Origin of the sequence: Streptomyces sp. NPDC127119, from assembly GCF_042677425.1 — a bacterium.
GTDB lineage: Bacteria > Actinomycetota > Actinomycetes > Streptomycetales > Streptomycetaceae > Streptomyces.
On sequence record NZ_JBHXTO010000043.1, the window covers coordinates 1 to 17,905 of the forward strand.

The following is a 17,905-nucleotide window of genomic DNA, read 5'->3' on the forward strand; positions in this document are numbered from 1 at the left end:
CCGGTCTTCCCCACCCCAACCCCCAACGCCACCGGCCGGGGGGCCCCCGCGCCAACCCGCCGCCCACCGGCCGTGTGCGTCCGGTGTTGTCAAGGGCGCCTCGACAGCACGGGTTCGGCGTCCGGAGGCACCGGCGCACGGTCCGCCGGCTCCTCGATCGGCGTGTCGGCGAGCAGGCCTCCACGGCCCCAGTGATCCTGCTCGACATCCCGTACGAGCACGGTCACGACGTCTCTCGGGCATCCCGCGATCCGGGCCACCGTCGTGGTCAACTCGTCCACGAGATCGGCTCGTTTCTGTCGGTCGTTGCCCTTCCACCAGTCCACGGTCACCACAGGCACGGTCTTCTCCTCGTTCGTCGGGTGTGTCGAAGGATTGATCGGGAGTTTTCTCAGGGGTGCTGGAGCCCCTCGGCCACCGGGAACTGGTCGAATCTGCGCGCCAGTTCCTCCAGCATCCCGGGGGTCGGTTCGGGCGAGGAGTTCAGCAGGTCGCCCAGTTCGCGGAAGTACCTCTCCCGGCCGCCGTCCGGGGTGAACATCACCAGCAGGGTGGCGGGATCGGCGCCGGGGTTGCCGAACGCGTGGCCGGTGCCGGGCGGCACCATCATGAACGTGCCGGGACCGGCCACGCGCCGCTCCGCGCCCAGGGTGAGCAGGACGTCGCCGCTCGCCACGTAGAACATCTCGGTGAGTTCGTTGTGGAAGTGCAGGGGGGCTCCGGGTGCGCGGGGCGGGAGCCGGTGTTCGGTGAGACCGAAGCGGCCGGCCGTGTCGTCCCCGGTGACGAGGAAGGAGACGGGGGTGCCGCCGACGACGGTGGTGGGACCGGCTCCGGGCTCGATCACTCGGGGGAGCGTCACCGCTCGCCCCCGGCATCCGCCCGGACGGCCGCCGTACGGGGCGACAGGGTCCGCAGTGCCACCGCGGCGGCCACCAGGGCGAGGACGGCGGTCAGCGCGTACGCCCGGCCGAACGCCTCGCCCGCGGGCGCGTCACCCAGTACGAGGACCAGTACGGCCAGTCCCATGGCGCCGCCCGTGTACTGCGTCGTCGTCAGGACGGCGGACGCCGTGCCCTGTTCGCTGTCGGGCACGTCCTTGGTGCCCGCGATGTACATCCCCGCGAAGGCCATGCCCTGGCCCAGCCCGCTGACCAGCAGTCCCGGCAGTACGGCGGTCCAGTAGTGCGAGCCGCCCGTCCCGAGGCCCAGCAGGGCGAGGCCCGCCGCGCCGACCGTGAATCCGGTGGCGAGGGTGCGTCGGATGCCCCAGGACCCGGCGAGCTGCCCGGTGACGAGGTTGCCCGCCACCACGCTCAGCGCCAGCGGCAGGAAGGCGATACCGGCACCGAGCGGACCGTAGCCCCACACGTCCTGGAGGAAGAGGGTGATCAGGAAGAACTCGGCGCCGACGCTCGCCATGTAGAGCGCCGACATCGTGCTCGCACCGGCCAGCGAGCGGACCCGCAGCAGGGCCGGCGGGATGAGCGGGGTGGCGGCCGGACGCCGGTCGTACGCCGACCAGGCCGTGCCCAGGGCGACGGCCGCGGCCAGGCAGCCCAGGCAGGACGCGGAGGCCCAGCCGTCGACCGCGGCCTGGGTGAGCGCCGCCACCAGGAAGAGCACGGCGCCGGTGAACAGGGCGGCGCCGGGGATGTTGAGGTGCCTGACCGAGGCCTTGGTCCGCGCCCCGGCCGGCAGGACCCGCAGCGCGAGGACGACGGTGAGCGCGATGAGCGGCACGTTCACGAAGAACACCCACCGCCAGGAGAGCGCGGCGGTCAGCACCCCGCCGATCAGCACACCGGCCGCGAGTCCCACCGCGCCGATCGCGCCCCAGATCGCGAGCGCCCGGGAACGGACGGGACCTGCCGGGAACGCGGCACCGATCAGGGCCAGCATGGCCGGGGTCAGGGCGGCGGCACCGATGCCCTGCGCGGCACGCGAGGTGACCAGCAGCCACTGATCGCCGGCCAGTCCGGCCGCGAGCGAGCCGAGACCGAACAGGGCCAGCGCGCCGAGGAAGAGCCGGCGCGGCCCGGTCAGGTCGGCGGCCCGGCCCCCGACCACGAGGAAACTGGCGAAGAAGACGGCGTACGCCGACACGACCCACTGGAGTCGTTCCGGGGCGAGGCCCAGGCCCGATCCGATGCTGGGCAGTGCCACGTAGATGATCGAGTAGTCGAGTGCCACCAGGAACTGGGCGATGGACAGGGCGAGCAGCGCGGCCACCATACGGCCGGTGAACCGGGTGGACGCGGGAGGGGGAGCGGGGGAGGCGGGGGAAGGAGAAGGGGCGGACGGTTGGGGGGAGGTCCGGGGGGTCTGGGCGGTGGTCATGACAGGGCTCCGGTCGGTTCCGGGCTGGTCCCGGTGAGGGCTCGGTCGGCGACGCGGGTCGTCGCCGGGGTCGTGACACGGGCGGTGAGCGGTGTTCCGTGCAGGAGCACGTCGATCACCGAGGGGAAGTCGGCGACGACGTGGTCGGCGCCGGCGGCCTGAAGCGCCTCGGCGGTGTCGACGCCGTGGGAGACGGCCACGGTCCGCAGGTCCGCGGCGCGGGCCATCGCCATGTCGGTGACGGTGTCGCCGACGTACCAGGACCGCGAGGCCCGTGCGCGGAGGTCGGCCAGGGCGCGCAGCGCCATGTCGGGGTGGGGCTTGCCGCGTTCGACCATGTTGTGGCAGATGACGGTGTCGAACCGGTTGAGGATGCCGGTGGCGTCCAGCAGCGCGTGGGCACTGGCGTAGATCTTGGAGGTGGCGATGCCGAGCGGAATCCGCGCCGACCGCAGCCGGTCCAGCCCTTCGACGACTCCCGGCAGCAGGAGTTCCGGCCCCCGGCTGAGGACGTCCGTGGTGAAGCGGCGGCGGTAGCGGGCGGCGGCCTCGGCGGTCACGGTGTCGTGGACGCACGTGCCCAACAGCCCCGCGAGAGAGGCCTCCAGGGGTTTTCCGACCGTGGCCAGCACGTCCGCGTGCGAGGGATCGGCGCCGAGACCGCGCACCACGTCGCCGATCAGTTCCGCGATGGCGGACGGGGTGTCGGCGAGAGTGCCGTCGATGTCGAAGACGAACGCGGTGGTCATGCCGCGGCCACCTGTCCGACGGGCTCGGCGGTGGCGGCGTACGCGACCGCGAGGTGCCCGGCGAGCCGGGCGGTACTGATCAGGACCTCGCGGTTGGCGGCGGCCGAACGGCCCTCCGTGGCCCGCGAGACGGCCTTCATCAGGTACGGGGTCGCGGCGGGACCGCGCACCCCGTCGTCCTCGGCGGCGCGCAGTGCCTCCTGGATGACCCCTTCCATGAGGTCGCTGTCCAGGGCGTGTTCCTCGTCGATGGGCGCGGTGATCAGGGCGCCGCCGGGCAGTCCGGCCGCCCAGTGCATCCGTACCGCGCGGGCGATGTCGCCCGGGTCGTCGATCCGCTGGGGGACGCGCAGTCCGCTGGAACGGCAGTAGAAGGCGGGGAAGTGGTCGAAGCGGTAGCCGATCACCGGCACCCCGAGCGTCTCCAGGTACTCCAGGGTCAGGCCCAGGTCCAGGATGCTCTTCGCGCCGGCACAGACCACGGCCACCTTGCTCCGCGTGAACTGCACGAGGTCGGCGGAGACGTCGAAGCTCTCGCCCGCACCGCGGTGGACTCCGCCGATGCCCGCCGTGGAGAAGAACGGGATGCCCGCGAGATCCGCGGCGACGATCGACGAGGCCACCGTGGTGGCACCCAGGCCGCCACCGGCCAGTACGACACCGACATCCCTGCTGGACACCTTGGGCACATCGGTACCGACCGCGAAGCGTTCCATGTCGTCGGGGGACATGCCCACGGTGAACCGGCCGCCGTCCAGCCCGACGGTCGCCGGGACGGCACCCGACTCCCGGACCGCCTTCTCGATGGCGAGCGCGGTCTCCACGTTGCCCGGATAGGGCAGTCCATGGGCGATCACCGTTGATTCCAGGGCGACAACGGGCCGGTTCTCGGCCAGCGCGTCACCTACTTCCTCACTTGTACGCAGCAATGGGTGCACGAGGGGTCTCCTGAACGATTCGTCGTACGAGGTCGGGGAGCGGAGGCGGTGCGTGCGACTCGGTCGGCGCGGGAGTGTGCTGCTCTCCGGGTCACCAGGACTGTCCCGAACCCCGTTCCCGTTCCGTTCCCACCCCGCGCTCGCCCGGCTCCCGCGTTGTCAGTGCCGGGCGCTTGAATGGCCCCATGAACCTCCACGACGTCGCGCTGCGGCTGCCGGACACCGCTGAAGTCCTCGACCGCTGCGCCTCGTTGGCGGTCCTGCACGCGATCCTCGAACCGGACCCCGTCCGCCGGGGCTGCATCCTCACCGCTGCCCAGGAGGGGTCGCAGACCGCACGACTGCGGCATCCGGACGGCAGATGGCTGAGCGTCGGCTTCTCCGGGGCCGGGGCCGGGGCCTGGGCCGAGGGCGGCGGGGCGCTGCTGCACTGGCACCAGGAGCCGGGGCAGGGGCGGCCGGGAGCGCTGGACGACGTCCCCAAGTCGCTGTGGCGGATCCTGGAGGACGTCTCGTGCGACTGCCTGGACGATCCGCGGCTGATGGCCGCCGCGATCTGGCGGGAGCCGGGCGACGACAACTGGCGCGCGACCGACGACTCGGCCCCGGGGGCCGCTCCGTCCCTGCTGCGCTGCCTGACGGGCCGTTCCCCCGAGCGTGCGCGCCGGTTCGCGTTCAAGCACTACGGCACGCGCGCGGGTCGCGAGGCGGTCCACCACCTGATGGCCCCGCGGACGGATCGCGGGCGAGACCGCGCCACGGATGTCGCACCGGGCCTCGGCGCGTCGGCCGATACGCCGAGCGCGGCGCCGACCGCAGCGCCTGCCGCAGGATTTGTGGGGCGGGCGCTGTCGTCGGTCGAGCGTCTGCCGTCGGCGGCCACGTACCGGCGGAGCAGCGAGCTGTTCCGCCGCCGTGACGCCTCCGGGCTGATCACCACCGCGGCCTTCCGGCACCGGGCCGGCCGCGACCAGCAGCACTTCACGGACCTCGCCGCCGAGGTCGACGGCGACATGGTGGCGATCGGCGGCGGCGCGACCGCCGTGGAATCACCGCAGGGCGCGCTGCTGACCGCCTCGTACCCGGCGGACGACGGATCGGCCTGGCTGGCGTCGTCCAAGGACCACAACGTCCCGCAGCCGCACCGGCTGACCGCCTTCGCGATCGGCATGCGGATCGACGGAGTCAGCCGTGAGCGGCTGGCCGGGGAACTGCTGACCGTCGTCAGGACCCGGAGCGAGCGCGCGGCGCACCCGTTCGCCTCCGCCCGGGTCCCGGCGGGCCACACGCTGATCGGCGGGGGTTTCCGCGTCAACTGGCGCGATCCCAGGGGCGGTCACACCGAGGGGAACCTCGCCACCGCTTCCTACCCGCGGGCGGGAGGCGCCTGGACCGCGCGCTCCAAGGACCACCGGGTCTCCAGCCCGTGCACCATCGACGCGTACGCGGTCTGCCTGAAGTCCTCTTTCGTGGTCGACGGCGTCCGGTACACCGTCGATGCCTGGACGGACTTCGCCGAGAACGACGGCGGTCCGGTGCCGCATCCGTCCGCCGCGCTGTCGCTCCGCGCGACCGGACACGTGCTGACCGGCATCGGCGCCGAAGCGCTCCCCACCGAACCGGGCTCGCTGCTGTGGCAGTTGGAACCCACGGCGGACGGTACGAGCCCGGGTGTCAGGTCAGGATCGAAGGATCACGTGGAATGGTCCCCGGACACGCTCTGCGCGTGGGTGCTGGCCGTCCGCCTGATACGAAGCTGATGTCGGAGTTGCTGTCGGAGCTGACGGGCAGGGAGTGCGCGGGCTGAGCCGTCACTTGCCGAACAGGCCGGACACGATGTCCGTGATGCCGTCGAGGAGACCGCCGGAGGACGTCTCGGTCGGCGAGGGCTCGGCCGGGGTGTCCGGGGGAGTGGAGTCGGCCGTACCGGGAGCCGTGGTCGGCTCCTGGGCCGAGTCGGGCGACGCCGTCCGGCTGGGCTGCACGGCGACCGCTTCCTCCTCGTCGGCGGGCACCGCCCCGGTGTTGCCCGCCTTCGAGGTCGCGCCGGCCGCGGACGGCTCGTCGGCAGAGGTGGTCGAGCCCTTCTCGGCCGACGGAGAACCGCCCATCGCCTCCGGGGCCGTGTCCTTCGACGGCTGCCGGATCGGTGACCCCGCGGCGGTGGAGGAGGGACTGTCGGCGGTCGGTGCGCCGGACTTCGGCGACTTCGACTGCTCGACCTCGTCCACGCTCTGGTTCTGGCTGCTGCCGCCGAGCACGCCGGGTATCTGGAGCCAGGGAGCGGTGGAGTTGCCGTCGGCGATCGCGACGCCCAGGGTGGCGGCGGAGCACACGCACCCGGCTGCCACGAGCCAGCCCATCCGGCGCATCCGGCTGGCCCGCCGGCCGCTGGGATCGACGAATATCGGCGCGGACTCCAAGGAGTCGGACCGGCTTTCCGCGCCGCGGTCCACGACGTCCGTACTCTGCTCCGGGCGTATGTGCCCTTCCCCGCCCGCCTTGCTTGTCATGCAACTGCCCTTTCACCGTGCTGTGGTTCGTGTGTGAGCCGAGTGTTGCCGGCCTGCGGGGGTGATCCGTTGCCACTGCGGTGCACGGATTGGTCCAAAGAGGAAAAGTTTTGTCCGACTCGATCGTCACGACGGGACGGCCACGCATCCGTCGACGACCGCCGCTTCGGCCGGTTGCCCGGCTCCGGCGGGATCGCCGCGCTGGTGACACGGACACGGACACGGACACGGGCACAGACGCAGACGCCCCCCGGTGCCTCGGCGGTAGCGCGCATCAGCCACTGAGCCACCGCGGGCCGCAGGGAACGCGGAACACCCAGACCGAAGAGCCCGAAGACCTCGCCGCCCGCCGCCGCGGAGCCACCCGCGTCCGCCGCGCTCCGGGCGAAACGCTCGGCTGCGCTGCGCTGCGCTGTCCGGTCCACCGCCCGGCCCGCGCACGCACGCACCAGCCCGCCGCAGACGCTTCAGGCAGGGTGCACCGACCCCACGACGGCCCCGATTCCACGGCGCCCCCCCCGCTCCTCGGCGACCGTACCCGCCGCCGCACCGCCACTCCTCCGCCCCCTCCCGCGATTCCTCGCCGAATCCCCCATTGACACGTTCGGCTAATCGCATTAGCTTTTGGCTAACAACCTTAGCCAAGCGGTCGGCGGCAACAGTCGGCCCATACGATCCGGGAGATGTCATGACCGAGTACCTCACCGTCGACGGCGGCACCATCGCTTACGAGGCGGCCGGATCCGGCCCGCTGATCGTCCTCGCGCACGGCATGGGCGACAGCCGCGCCGCCTACCGCGCGCTGATCCCGCCGCTGGTGGCGGCGGGCCACCGCGTCGCCGCCGTCGACCTGCGCGGCTGCGGCGAATCCAGTACCGACTGGCCCGCCTGGAGCCGTACCGCGATCGCCGGCGACCTGCTGGCCCTGATCCGCCACCTCGGCGGCCCGGCCGTGCTCGTCGGCCACTCGATCTCCGGCGGCGCCGCCACCATCGCCGCGGCGCAGGAGCCCTCGCTGGTCACCGCGGTCGTCGAGCTGGCGCCGTTCACCCGCAAGCAGTCGATCAGCCTCGGCGGCATACGCCTCAAGCGCTACCGGCAGGGCATGTTCCGGCTGCTCGGCACCGGCGTGTTCGGCAGCGTCGGCCAGTGGCGCGCCTACCTCGACGTGGCCTACCCCGGCACGAAGCCCGCCCATTGGGCCGAGCGGCTCGGCCGTATCGACTCCCTGATGCGTGAGCCGGGCCGGATGAAGGCCATGCAGGCCATGGGCCGCAGCGCCCCGACCGACGCGGGCGCGCAGCTCGGCAACGTCCGCTGCCCGGTCCTGGTCGTGATGGGCACCCTCGACCCCGACTGGGTCGACCCGCACGCCGAGGGTTCGGCGATCATCGGTGACCTGCCGGCCGGCCTCGGTCGCCTTGAGATGATCGAGGGCGCCGGACACTACCCCCACGACCAGTTCCCCGACGAGGTCCTCTCGCTCGTGCTCGGCTTCCTCCGGTCGGACGCCGCCCGTGCCTAGGGCGGGCCTGGACCCGGCGGCCGTGGTCGCGGCGGGGGCCGCCCTCGCCGACGAGGTGGGCTTCACCCGGCTGACGATGGGACTGCTGGCGGAGCGGCTCGGCGTGCGTACGCCGTCCCTGTACAAGCACGTGGGCGGCCAGGACGACCTCAACCGGCGCATCGCGGCCCTCGCGGTGAGCGAGGCCGCCGACGCCGTCGGCGGGGCGGTCCAGGGGTACGCGGGCCGCGACGCCCTGGGAGCCGCGGCCCGTGCCTTCCGCGCCTTCGTCCTGGAGCACCCCGGCCGGTACGCGGCGACGATCGGCGTGGAACCGACCGGCCGGGACGATCCGATGGCCGTCGCGGGCCGACGGCTGCTCGCCGCGTTCAAGGCGGTCCTGCGCGGCTACGAGATCGCGGAGCCCGACATGGACCACGCCCTGCGCATGCTCCGCAGCCTCTGCCACGGGTTCGCCACACTGCAGGCGGGGGGCGGTTTCCAGTGGAGCGCCGACATCGACGAGAGCTTCGAGTGGCTGATCGACTTCGCCGACCGGGGTCTGCGCGCGGTCTGAGAGCGCCCGGTCCGGACGCGCGCGGTCCGAACACGCGCCGTCAGTTCTTCCGGCCCGTCCCGCTGAGCGAGGCCCGCTGCCGTGCGGCGCGCACCGCCGAGGACAGCGCGGCGATGTCGTAGGCGCCGTGGTGACGGCGGCCGTTGACGAAGAACGTGGGGGTGCCCGACACCCCGCTGAGGTCGGCGGACTCCACGTCCGCGGCGACCCTGGCGGCCCCCGTACCGGCCCGGAGGTCGGCACGGAAGCGGTCCGTGTCGAGGCCGATCTCCCCGGCGTAGCGCAGCAGGTCCTTCGGCAGCAGATCCCCTTGATGCCGCATCAGCTGCTCGTGCATCTCCCAGTAGCTGCCCTGCCGGTGGGCGGCCTCGGCGGCCTCCGCCGCGAGCTGCGCACCCGGGTGCACGTCCGGCAGCGGCAGATGCCGCCACACGTACCGTACGTCGCCGAAGTCGGCGAGCAGCTCGCGCACCACGGGCTCGGCCAGCCCGCAGTAGGGGCACTCGAAGTCCCCGTACTCCAGGAGTGTCACGGGTGCGTCCCGGGGGCCTCGCACGTGGTCGCGGTCCATGTCGACGGGGTCGCTGAGGTCGACGATGGTCTGCCCGGTGCCCAGCAGGGCGCGGGCCCTGGACTGCGCGGACAGGGCGCCGGTCACCGCGGTGACCAGCCAGGCGAGGAGGAACGAGCAGAGCACGGCGCCCAGGATGCCGATCTTCGCCTGCTCCAGCCGGTCGCCGTCGAAGGCGAGGGTGGCGATCAGCAGGGACACCGTGAAGCCCACCCCGGCCAGCGTGCCGCCCGCGGAGATGGCGCCCCAGCCGACCGGCGGATGCAGGCGCCCCTTGCTGAGCCGCGTGGTGAGCCAGGTCGCGCCGATGATGCCGACCGGCTTGCCGAGCACATAACCGAGGAGGATGCCGAGGGTGACCGGTGAGGTGAACGCTCCGGTCAGCTGGTCGGCGTTAAGGGTGATCCCGGCGTTGGCGAGGGCGAACAGCGGCACGATCACATAGCTCGTCCAGGGGTGGAGCATGCGCTGGAGCCGGTCGTTGGGGGAGAGCGTCGAGGCGATCTGGCGCCGTACGGTGCGTTCGAGTTCGGGGGTCGGCTGCTCGCGGAAGCGCCGGAACTGCCTGCTGGCCTGTTCCAGGTCGCCGCGTTCCGCCGGGCGGGCGTACGTCAGCAGTCCCATCGCGAGGCCGGTCACCACCGGGTCCACCCCCGACTTCAGCAGCGCCACCCAGATGGCGACGCCCAGGACCGCGTACAGGGAGGGGACGCGCATGCCGAGGGTGCGGCGCACCACCAGCACGACGGCGAACAGGCCCAGCGCGGTCAGCAGCGCGGGCAGGGCGATGGCTCCGCTGTACGCGAAGGCGATGACGGCCAGGGCCAGGAAGTCGTCGACGACGGCGACGGTGAGGATGAAGACCCGCAGGCTGCCGGGCAGCCGGTTCCCGAAGACGGCGAGCATGCCGAGCGCGAAGGCCGTGTCCGTGGACATGGCCGCGCCCCAGCCGTGCACGGAGTCCTCGCCCGCGTTGACCGCCAGATAGATCGCGACGGGTACGAGCATGCCGCTGAGCCCCGCGAGCAGCGGCAGGGTGATCCGCCGCCGCTCCCGCAGCTCGCCCATGTCGAACTCGCGGCGCGCCTCCAGCCCGACCACGAAGAAGAACAACGTCATCAGCCCGCTGTTCAGCCACTCGCGCAGCTCCAGGGAGACACCGCCCGAGCCGACGCGGACCGACAACTCGGTCTCCCACAGGGAGTCGTACGAACCGGCGCCGACGTTGGCCCAGACGAGGGCGGCGAGCGCGCCGGCCAGCAGGACCGCGGCACTGCCGGTCTCCGTCCGCAGGAAGGCGCGCAGGGGGCTGCGGGGGGCGGTGCCGCACAGGGTCTGCAGCGGCGGCGGTGAGGTCTCGGATGGCACGGTCACCCTCTGATTCTGACCCCACTCATGATCCGGCACCCGACGGGGGCGCGGACGGTGACGTCAGCGGCGTGCGGTCGACGACACCAGCATCGGCAGCGAGACGAAGTCGGCGAGCGCCCGCTGGCCCGCGATGTTGGCGTGCACCCCGTCGCCGGTGTCGTACGCGGGGTTGATGCTGTTGGGCTTCAGCGGGTCCTTGAGGACCTGGTCGAAGTCCATGACGCCGTCGCACGTCCCGTCGCAGAGGTTCCCCCTCTTGACGTGGGTGCCGACGGCGTGGCGGTCGAGGTTGTTCCGGTCGGTGTAGCCGGGACGCGAGGTGATCGGCGTGACGTAGACCTTGATGCCGGCGGCCCGCAGGCGCTGGAACACCTCGTCGTAGCTGCGCAGGATCAGGTCGGCGTCACAGCCGTTGGCGAGGTCGTTCGTGCCGTAGTAGTAGAGGACCCCGGTCACCCCGTGCAGGGCGAGCACATCCCGGTCCAGCCGGGCCGCCGCGTCGAGACCCCGTATGCCGGCGGGGTTGCGCGGGCAGTCGGCGGAACTGGTCGTGCCGCCGATGCCCGCGTTGGCGATCGTGAGCTGCCGGGTGCGGGGGAGTTCGGCGGTGATGCGGCGGGCGAGGTCGTCCGTCCAGCGGTGATCGGTTCCCTCGGGCGTGCAGCCGGGTCCGCAGTCGGTGCTGCCGGTCCCGTCGACCACCGAGCTGCCGTACGCGACGATCGTGCCCCTGAGCTTCGGGTTGTGCACGTCGACGGCGCTCACCAGATACGTGGAGCCGACGGTCTGCGTGTACGCGGAGCCGCTCGCCTCGGCCGTGTGGTCGCCGGAGCCGGGCGCGGTCAGGTAGTTGGAGCGGAAGGCGCCGGTGTGCCGCCCCGGCGTGACCGTGCCGGACACGGACAGGGAGACCGCGACGTCGTCCTGCGCATCGGTCCTCAGCGCCGCCGCGTCGCTCCACACCTCGCCGCCGGCCGGTACGACGACCTCGCGCCGCCCGTCGAAGGTGACGGCGAGGACATCGCCCTCGACGGACGCGTCCTGTCCGCCGCTGTGGCCGACGGTGGCGGCGTCCACGGTGAGCGGGGTCGTGCCGAAGGCGTTCTGGATCCGGACCCGCAGCGCCCCGCCGCCCTGGCCGAGATGCGTGATCATGCGAACGGACTGGTCACGCAGGGGAGTCGGGGCGAGTTCCTGCTGCGACTGCGCCCAGGAGGTGAACCAGGAGCGTCCGGCCGCCGTGGTGTCGGCGGTCACGGTGGTGTCCGGTGTGGCGGCCGTGGTCGCGGAGACCGCCGACCCCGACGCCAGGAGCGTCAGGGTCAGGGCCAGTGCGGCGCGGCGCAGGGAGGGCGTACGGAAAGGGGGCATGGGGGTCCCTTCGGTGACGTACGGTCCCGGCGCGCAGGCGGAACCGCCGGGACCACGGCGGCTCATTCCCGTACGGCCTGCCCGTGGGGTCCCTGCGTCAGACGTGACAGCCGGTACCAATTACCTTTTCAGGTAGGGGAGTTGCCCACTCGCCCGGTCCGTACCGACCGCCCGTGCCGAAGGCCCCGCGGTCACGAAACGCGGGCCACACCCGTGTAGATGCCGCTGCCGTCGGCGCCCTGCACCTTGCCCGACGCGTCCCACTCCGTCGCCGTCACCAGGCCCGGCGCCACGAGTTCGAGACCGTCGAAGAAGCGCTCCACCTCCGTGCGGGTGCGGAAACCGAGCTGGATGCCGCCCTTGGCGTACTCGGCGGTGACCTGCGCGGCCAGTTCCGGATACAGGTCGGAGGCGGCGTGCGACAGCACCAGATAGCTGCCCGGAGGCAGCGTGGCGACCAGGTCGCGGACGATGGAGTGGGCGTCCTGCTCGTCGGGGATGAAGTGCATCAGCGCGATCAGCGACAGCGCGATGGGACGGCTGAAGTCCAGGACGCGCCGGGCGTGTTCGACGATCGCCTCCGGCTGCCGCACATCGGCCTCGATGTAGTCGGTGACCCCGCCGGGACGGCTGACCAGCAGTGCCTCGGCGTGACGCAGCACGATCGGGTCGTTGTCCGTGTAGACGACCTTCGCCGTCGGCACGATGTCCTGGACGATCTGGTGGAGGTTGGGCTCGGTGGGGATGCCCGTGCCGATGTCCAGGAACTGGTCGACGCCCTGGGCGGCGAGCCAGGCCGCCGCCCGGTGCATGAACTGCCGGTTCTGACGGGCCGCGTCCTTCGCCTCGGGCGGCAGCTTCTCGCCCACCGCCTCGTCGACCGGATAGTTGTCCTTGCCGCCCAGCAGCCAGTCATAGACCCGCGCGGGGTGCGCCTTGTCGGTAACGATCTGCGAGAACCGCTGTGGGCCGGTCGACATGACAAGCAACTCCATCGCGCCAAGAACGGGTTGGATCAACTATTCGATCACGCAGGTGGAGTACATCATGTGCTCCGCGCGGGAGGGAAGCGCCGGGCGTACGAGACCACCGCCAGGGCCACCACCAACGCGCCCAGGAGCCAGCCGCCGAGCACGTCCGTCGACCAGTGCACGCCCAGCCAGATCCGGGTGAACCCCACACCGGCGACGGACACCACCGCCACGGCCACCGCGACACGCCACAGGACGCGCCCGGCGCCGTACAGGCGCAGGACCCACAGCAGCAGGCCGCACGCCACCGTGGCCGTTATGGCGTGCCCGGAGGGGAAGGCGGCGAAGTGGGCGGAGTCCACCGGGTCGGGCCAGACGGGCCGGTCGCGGTCGACCGCCGCCTTGATCCCCTGCGAGAGGAGCGCGGCGAGGAGGCTGGTGGCCGTCAGCCACAGGGCGAGCCACCAGGCGCCGTGGTGCAGCACCAGCCAGAGCACGGTGACGGCGATCAGGGCCCGCATCGTCCAGGGGTCCCACACCCAGTCGGTGAGGATGCGGAACGCCTGGGTCAGGCCGGGGTCGTCGACCGCCCAGCGGTGGGTGGTGCGGGCGATGTCGCCGTCGAGGGCCATGAGCGGGTCCCAGGAGGCCGTGACCAGGACGATCAGCAGCACGACGGGCGGAGCGAGAGCCGTGGCAACGCGCAGGGCGATCCCGGGGCCGGTCGCGTGGGGCGGCGAGTCGACGGGAGAGTGCATGCGTCGATCCTCGCCGACGGGTGGGGCGCGAGGCGAACCCGGGGGTTTCCCGCGCGTGCTGCCTGCGGCTACCCGAGCGCCCGCAGCCCCGGCCCGAAGGCCACCAGGACCGGGATCACCGGCACCAGCGCCGCCGCCGCGGTGAGCTTCAGCCGGCGGGTGGGCGGGAGACGGTCCGGGGGAGTGAGCAGCCGGTGAACCCGCTGCGGAACATGCGCGTGAGGGGTGGGGCAGGGCCCGAACACCCCTCGGTCCTCGTTGAGTTCGACCAGCGCGAGGGCGGTCGTCAGTCGGCCGAACCGCCGTGACGCCATGTCGTCGGCGGCGAGTTCCACCAGCCGGTGCATCTCGTCGCGGAACGCCGCGAACACCGGGACCTGCGGAAAGCCGCCCGCCAGCGCCGCCGAGGAGTGCAGCAGCCAGTTGTGCCGGGCGCGCGCGTGGCCCTGCTCATGGGCGAGCACGGCGTCCAGCTGCTGCCCCTTGAGGCGGCGCAACGCGGCGGTGGTGATGACGAGTTGGGGCGCGGCGCCGGGCAGCCACCAGGCATCGGGACGCTCCCCCTCCAGGACGACCAGCCGCTCACCGCCCGGCTCCTCACCGGGCAACAGCGGTGCGCGTACGAGGAGTTCGGCGCGGCGGCGCCGGCGGCGGGCCGCGGCCCGGCCGATCTCGCGGGCCAGCATGGCCGCGGTCCACACCCCGCCGAGCGCCAGCGTCACCGCCGTGGCAGCGGCCCAGGGTCCTCCGGCGAGCGCGTAGGCCTCCACGACGGCGTGCGGGGCGGGGGCGAAGAGCCGGCCGCGGACCGCCTGCCAGGCGGCGGCAGCGCTGAGCGCCATCGACAGCGCGCAGCAGAGGAGGACGGCCACCACCACGCACTGCCACGCCCACAGGGCGACCACCGGTTCGCGGTCCTGCCATTCGGCCCGCGCGAGCAGGCGCGGAGCGAGAACGGCGGCCAGGGCGCCGAGCAGCAACAGTGCTGCGGGGACCATCATGGACGCAGCCTATGAGTGCGGCGGCGCCGCCGGATACGACTGATCGAGGCAAGTGACGCAGACCACGGTTCCGTACAGCCGCGAATCCCCTCAGAGGGTGACCCGAGGGGGTGCCCGGCCGGTCGCCTCGGAGAGTGCCCTCAGAGGGGGAGGAGCATTGCCAGCATCCCGATGCCCATGGCGAGCCGGCACGCCCGCGCCAGCTCCAGCCGGTCGCCCCAGCCGGGCGCGCGGAGGTCTCCCGCCGGGCCGCCGAACGTGACGGGTACGAGCCGGGTCCCGGTCCACAGCACGTACGCCGTGAAGTACACGAGCAGCACGCCGGTCAGGACGGGAATCCCGGCATGGGTCCCGCTCGCCGTCATCGCGGCCATGTAGACCATGGCGAAGGCACCCACCAGGTGGTGCAGATGGTGGGCACTGCTCCGCGCCGCCCACAGGGCCCGCAACCCGGCCGCCCCGAACACGGCCGCGTAGACCGCCCAGGCCCAGCGCGGTGGCGCCACCACCGCCGCGGGCACGGCCATCGCGGCCATGCCGAATCCCATCAGCGCCTCGCCGCCCGCGGTGCGGCGCTGCTCCTCGACCCTGCTGCGCATCCGCAGCAGGCAGTAGGCCCCGGTCGCCGTGCACAGCGCGACGAGCAGCCAGCCGGACGACCCTGCCCCCGGTCCGTGCACCGCGCACCTCCCCGCTCGACGGTGTCGGACAGTCCGGTCGAAGTGATGCCCCGGCCGGACGGGGCGCAAGCGGCGGCAGGCGGGCGCAAGCGAGCGCAACGGCGTACATGGGGAGCGTGCGGGGGGTGCGCGCCGGGCCGGAGCTTCGACGGCCGTATATCTTTTACGAGTAAAATATCTGCTAACCTTACGGGTATGAGCAGTGTCCGACGCCGCCACCGCGCCACCCCCGTCCGCCGACTGCCCCTCGCGGGCGTCCTGCGCCTCAACCGCCCCTCCGACATCTGGTTCAAGCCCGCGCTGAGCGTGGTCGTCGCCGTCGGCGTGCCGAACCTGACACTGCTGGCGCTCGGCCGCCTGGACCTCGCCCTGTACTCCATGGCCGGCTCGCTCTGCGCGCTCTACGCCCACAACCTCCCGTACGCGGCCCGCGGCCGTGCCCTGGCCCGGGTCGTCCTCGGCATGCTCGCCTCGGTCGCGATCGCCCTGGTCACGGCGTCGCTCACGTCCTCCGCGGTCGTCCTGGTCGCGGTCGGCGCGCTGCTCGCCGCCGCGCACAAGGCGGTGAGCGATCTGACGCGGATCGGCCCGCCCGGACCGGTGATCTTCACCTTCATCAGCTCCGCCTCCCTCTTCGCGCCCCAGACGCTCGGCCAGGTCCCCGGCCACCTCGCCCTCGCCGCCGGGGCGGGCGCCTGGGCCTGGCTCGTCGGAATGGCACCGGGTCTCGTGCGCCCGCACGGCCCGGAGCGCCGGGCCACGGCCCGCGCGCTGAACGCGGCCGCCGAATATGTGGACGCGTACGGGCCGGTGTCCACGTCCGGCGTACCCGGCGAGGCCGGCCATGAGCGGGCCCGCGCCGCCGCTGCCGCCGCCGTGCACGCGGCCTGGCAGTCGCTGCTCGCCACCGGCGCGCGCCCGGAGCCCCGCCGGGCCCTCGAACAACTGGTCGTACGGGCCGAGGTCGCGCTCGCGGCCCCCGCAGACACGGACCCCGCCCGGCTGCGCTCCTGGGCGCGCGACCTGCGCGGCACGAACCCCGTACCCCGTGTGGCGTCCGGGCGGGACGCCGACGAACTGCTCGGCGTGGAGGTGGAGCTGCGGGAGGCCGGACCGGCTTCCGGAAAGGGCGGGCGGAACAGGTGGAGCGGGCTGAGGTGGTGGAGCGGCAGGCTGGGCCCCCTCCTCCCGCTCGCCCTGCGCACCGCGCTCGGGTGCGCCCTCGCCGGTTACGTGTCGCTGGCGCTCGGCGTCGGCCGCCCCTACTGGGCCCTGGTCACCGCGGCCTCGCTCTATCAGGCGAACCTCACGCTCACCTGGAGCCGGGGCGTCCAGCGCGTCGTCGGCAACCTCGTCGGCGTCCTGCTCTTCGCCGCCGTCGCCCCGCTCGCCCACCTCGGCCCCACCGCCCTGGTCCTGTGCTGCCTCGCCTTCAACTTCGGCGCGGAGGCCCTGATCACCCGCAACTACTGGCTCGGCAGCATCTGCGTGACCCCGATGGCCCTGCTGATCACCGAGTTCACGGGCTTCCAGGAGCCCGGCGGGCTGATGACGGACCGGGTCGTGGACACGCTGGTCGGCGCGGTCGTCGGTTTCGTGGCCGCGGTCGCCGTCACCAACCGGCGCGCCGGGGACCGGATCGAGGACGCTCTCGACACGCTGGAGCAGGCACGTGAGCACGCGGCACGGCTGACAGCCGCCGAGCGGTCCGCGTCCGGCCCCGGCGCCCTGGATGCCGCCCGCCGCCGTCTGGCCGCCGCGCTCGTCGAGCTGCGCGCCACGGTCGACGCGGCGGCCGGCGAATGGTGGCAGCGCGCCCTGCCGCAGGAGCGGGTGATGCTGGCGGAGCAGGCCGGACACCGTACGCTCGCGGCGACGGTACGACGGCAGGGACCGCACGTTCTGGAGGACGCAGAGGCATGACGGCAGCGAACGGTCGGAGGGCGGTCGGCGCCGGCGCCGCCGGTGGCGGGCCGCACGAGGGCGACACGGTCGCCGCGGTGGTCCGGCAGTGGCGGACGGTCCATCCCGACCTCGACACCGGGCCCATGGAGGTCATCGGCCGCATCAACCGGTGCGCCGCGCTCCTCCAGCAGGCCGAGGACGCGCCGCTGCGGCACGCCGGACTCACCCGCCCCGAGTTCGACCTCCTCGGCGCGCTGCGCCGCACGGGCCTCGAACTGACACCGGGCGAGCTGGCCAGGGAGACCTTCTCCTCCGGCGCGGCGGTCACCAAACGGCTCAAGCAGCTGACCGAGCGCGGTCTCGTCGAGCGACGCGGCGACGCCCGCGACCGCCGCGTCGCCCACGTCCGCCTCACGGACACCGGCCGCGCCCTGGTGGACGGCATCCTCCCCGAACAGCTCGCATACGAGACAACGATCCTGTCCGGCCTACCCCCCACAGCCCAACAAACCCTGGCAACAACCCTGGGCACCCTCCTGTCCCAACTGGAGGGCCACCTGGGCACCCCACGGGCTTAGGGGCGCGGGGAACGGCGCGACAAGCCCCCACGGCCCCGCACTGTGAATCGTGCCGGCTGTCGGCTAGGCCCGGTGGAC

17 protein-coding genes are annotated in these 17,905 nt (G+C 73.0%); 5 read left to right on the forward strand and 12 right to left on the reverse strand.

Annotated elements, in window-relative coordinates:
• Positions 1-89 precede the first annotated feature (89 nt).
• The 5 genes from ACFVH5_RS20075 to ACFVH5_RS20095 are packed head-to-tail and all read right to left on the reverse strand — an operon-like array spanning position 90 to position 4,027.
• On the reverse strand, positions 90-341 hold the full coding sequence (locus tag ACFVH5_RS20075; protein WP_385834997.1) for a 4-oxalocrotonate tautomerase family protein: 252 nt from the start codon (positions 339-341) through the stop codon (positions 90-92).
• A 50-nt stretch (positions 342-391) separates the two neighbouring features.
• Entirely contained in the window at positions 392-847 is a 456-nt protein-coding gene (locus tag ACFVH5_RS20080) for a cupin domain-containing protein (RefSeq protein ID WP_384799176.1), read from the reverse strand.
• Positions 848-858: 11 nt separating this feature from the next.
• Entirely contained in the window at positions 859-2,340 is a 1,482-nt protein-coding gene (locus ACFVH5_RS20085; protein ID WP_385834998.1) for an MFS transporter, read from the reverse strand.
• Positions 2,337-3,089 (reverse strand): HAD family hydrolase, encoded by a 753-nt coding sequence (locus ACFVH5_RS20090; RefSeq protein WP_385834999.1) that lies wholly within the window; start codon positions 3,087-3,089, stop codon positions 2,337-2,339. The genes ACFVH5_RS20085 and ACFVH5_RS20090 overlap by 4 nt, the downstream gene beginning before the upstream one ends.
• Complete coding sequence (locus ACFVH5_RS20095) at positions 3,086-4,027, reverse strand: pseudouridine-5'-phosphate glycosidase (protein WP_385835000.1); 942 nt, start codon at positions 4,025-4,027, stop codon at positions 3,086-3,088. The genes ACFVH5_RS20090 and ACFVH5_RS20095 overlap by 4 nt, the downstream gene beginning before the upstream one ends.
• 185 nt (positions 4,028-4,212) lie before the next feature.
• Here ACFVH5_RS20095 and ACFVH5_RS20100 point away from each other — a divergent pair, with 185 nt between their 5' ends.
• Complete coding sequence (locus ACFVH5_RS20100; protein WP_385835001.1) at positions 4,213-5,787, forward strand: hypothetical protein; 1,575 nt, start codon at positions 4,213-4,215, stop codon at positions 5,785-5,787.
• A 51-nt stretch (positions 5,788-5,838) separates the two neighbouring features.
• Here the strand turns inward: ACFVH5_RS20100 and ACFVH5_RS20105 are convergent, their stop codons facing one another.
• Complete coding sequence (locus ACFVH5_RS20105; RefSeq protein WP_385835002.1) at positions 5,839-6,540, reverse strand: hypothetical protein; 702 nt, start codon at positions 6,538-6,540, stop codon at positions 5,839-5,841.
• A 688-nt stretch (positions 6,541-7,228) separates the two neighbouring features.
• Here ACFVH5_RS20105 and ACFVH5_RS20110 point away from each other — a divergent pair.
• Both ACFVH5_RS20110 and ACFVH5_RS20115 read left to right on the forward strand, forming a co-directional pair.
• The gene (locus ACFVH5_RS20110; protein WP_385835003.1) at positions 7,229-8,065 is read left to right on the forward strand and encodes an alpha/beta fold hydrolase; all 837 of its coding nucleotides are present in this window, start codon (positions 7,229-7,231) and stop codon (positions 8,063-8,065) included.
• 22 nt (positions 8,066-8,087) lie between these two features.
• Positions 8,088-8,621 carry a TetR/AcrR family transcriptional regulator gene (locus ACFVH5_RS20115; protein WP_385835045.1) on the forward strand — a complete coding sequence of 178 codons (534 nt, stop codon included), beginning with the start codon at positions 8,088-8,090 and terminating at the stop codon, positions 8,619-8,621.
• 40 nt (positions 8,622-8,661) lie between these two features.
• Here ACFVH5_RS20115 and nhaA read toward each other — a convergent pair whose 3' ends face one another.
• From nhaA to ACFVH5_RS20145, 6 genes are all read right to left on the reverse strand, one after another.
• On the reverse strand, positions 8,662-10,560 hold the full coding sequence (gene nhaA / locus ACFVH5_RS20120) for a Na+/H+ antiporter NhaA (RefSeq protein WP_385835046.1): 1,899 nt from the start codon (positions 10,558-10,560) through the stop codon (positions 8,662-8,664).
• A gap of 63 nt (positions 10,561-10,623) precedes the next feature.
• Entirely contained in the window at positions 10,624-11,934 is a 1,311-nt protein-coding gene (locus ACFVH5_RS20125; RefSeq protein WP_385835004.1) for an SGNH/GDSL hydrolase family protein, read from the reverse strand.
• Between the two features lie 191 nt (positions 11,935-12,125).
• Positions 12,126-12,914, reverse strand: a complete 789-nt coding sequence (locus ACFVH5_RS20130; RefSeq protein WP_385835005.1) for an SAM-dependent methyltransferase — start codon at positions 12,912-12,914, stop codon at positions 12,126-12,128.
• Positions 12,915-12,979: 65 nt separating this feature from the next.
• The gene (locus tag ACFVH5_RS20135) at positions 12,980-13,663 is read right to left on the reverse strand and encodes a phosphatase PAP2 family protein (RefSeq protein WP_385835007.1); all 684 of its coding nucleotides are present in this window, start codon (positions 13,661-13,663) and stop codon (positions 12,980-12,982) included.
• Positions 13,664-13,731: 68 nt separating this feature from the next.
• Positions 13,732-14,664 (reverse strand): M56 family metallopeptidase, encoded by a 933-nt coding sequence (locus ACFVH5_RS20140; RefSeq protein ID WP_385835008.1) that lies wholly within the window; start codon positions 14,662-14,664, stop codon positions 13,732-13,734.
• Positions 14,665-14,804: 140 nt separating this feature from the next.
• Entirely contained in the window at positions 14,805-15,344 is a 540-nt protein-coding gene (locus ACFVH5_RS20145) for a DUF5134 domain-containing protein (protein ID WP_385835009.1), read from the reverse strand.
• A gap of 195 nt (positions 15,345-15,539) precedes the next feature.
• Between ACFVH5_RS20145 and ACFVH5_RS20150 the strand changes: the two genes are divergently transcribed.
• The gene (locus ACFVH5_RS20150; RefSeq protein WP_385835010.1) at positions 15,540-17,267 is read left to right on the forward strand and encodes an FUSC family protein; all 1,728 of its coding nucleotides are present in this window, start codon (positions 15,540-15,542) and stop codon (positions 17,265-17,267) included.
• Positions 17,264-17,827, forward strand: a complete 564-nt coding sequence (locus tag ACFVH5_RS20155) for a MarR family winged helix-turn-helix transcriptional regulator (protein ID WP_385835011.1) — start codon at positions 17,264-17,266, stop codon at positions 17,825-17,827. Before ACFVH5_RS20150 ends, ACFVH5_RS20155 begins: the two co-directional genes overlap by 4 nt.
• Positions 17,828-17,905 lie beyond the last annotated feature (78 nt).

Coding starts and splice junctions, on each gene's coding strand:
- ACFVH5_RS20110 (WP_385835003.1), top strand. CDS start 7,229: ATGACCGAGTACCTCACCGTCGACGGCGGCACCATCGCTTACGAGGCG.
- ACFVH5_RS20155 (WP_385835011.1), top strand. CDS start 17,264: ATGACGGCAGCGAACGGTCGGAGGGCGGTCGGCGCCGGCGCCGCCGGT.
- ACFVH5_RS20130 (WP_385835005.1), bottom strand. CDS start 12,914: ATGTCGACCGGCCCACAGCGGTTCTCGCAGATCGTTACCGACAAGGCG.
- ACFVH5_RS20125 (WP_385835004.1), bottom strand. CDS start 11,934: ATGCCCCCTTTCCGTACGCCCTCCCTGCGCCGCGCCGCACTGGCCCTG.
- ACFVH5_RS20150 (WP_385835010.1), top strand. CDS start 15,540: ATGAGCAGTGTCCGACGCCGCCACCGCGCCACCCCCGTCCGCCGACTG.
- ACFVH5_RS20140 (WP_385835008.1), bottom strand. CDS start 14,664: ATGATGGTCCCCGCAGCACTGTTGCTGCTCGGCGCCCTGGCCGCCGTT.
- ACFVH5_RS20090 (WP_385834999.1), bottom strand. CDS start 3,089: ATGACCACCGCGTTCGTCTTCGACATCGACGGCACTCTCGCCGACACC.
- ACFVH5_RS20085 (WP_385834998.1), bottom strand. CDS start 2,340: ATGACCACCGCCCAGACCCCCCGGACCTCCCCCCAACCGTCCGCCCCT.
- ACFVH5_RS20135 (WP_385835007.1), bottom strand. CDS start 13,663: ATGCACTCTCCCGTCGACTCGCCGCCCCACGCGACCGGCCCCGGGATC.
- ACFVH5_RS20100 (WP_385835001.1), top strand. CDS start 4,213: ATGAACCTCCACGACGTCGCGCTGCGGCTGCCGGACACCGCTGAAGTC.
- ACFVH5_RS20105 (WP_385835002.1), bottom strand. CDS start 6,540: ATGACAAGCAAGGCGGGCGGGGAAGGGCACATACGCCCGGAGCAGAGT.